Source organism: Burkholderia sp. Ac-20353, assembly GCF_017104785.1.
GTDB lineage: Bacteria > Pseudomonadota > Gammaproteobacteria > Burkholderiales > Burkholderiaceae > Burkholderia.
Genome location: NZ_JAAGPL010000570.1, coordinates 1 through 480, shown reverse-complemented (window position 1 = coordinate 480; position 480 = coordinate 1). Strand labels below are relative to the sequence as shown.

Here is a 480-nt window from a genome sequence, read left to right as displayed (position 1 = left end):
ACATCACGGCGGTCGATTCGGCCGACACGTTCGAGCGCCCGATCTATGCAGGCAACGCGATCGCGACGGTGCAGTCGAGCGACGCGATCAAGGTGATCACGGTGCGTTCGACGGGCTTCGACCCGGTTGCTGCAGAAGGCGGCAGCGCAGCGGTCGAGAAGATCGAAGCAGCGGCAGACGCAGGCAAGTCGCAGTTCGTCAGCCGTGAAGTGACGAAGCTGGACCGTCCGGAACTGACGTCGGCAAGCATCATCGTGTCGGGCGGCCGCGGTCTGGGCAGCGGCGAGAACTACACGAAGGTGCTGGAGCCGCTGGCGGACAAGCTGAGCGCGGCGCTGGGCGCATCGCGCGCCGCAGTCGACGCCGGCTACGTGCCGAACGACTACCAGGTCGGCCAGACCGGCAAGATCGTCGCACCGCAGCTGTACATCGCGGTCGGCATCTCGGGTGCGATCCAGCACCTGGCCGGCATGAAGGATT

General features: G+C 66.2%; 1 protein-coding gene. It reads left to right on the top strand.

From position 1 onward, the window contains the following. A partial coding sequence (locus G3N94_RS42015; protein WP_205799994.1) for an electron transfer flavoprotein subunit alpha/FixB family protein occupies positions 1-480 on the top strand: 480 nt, incomplete at both ends.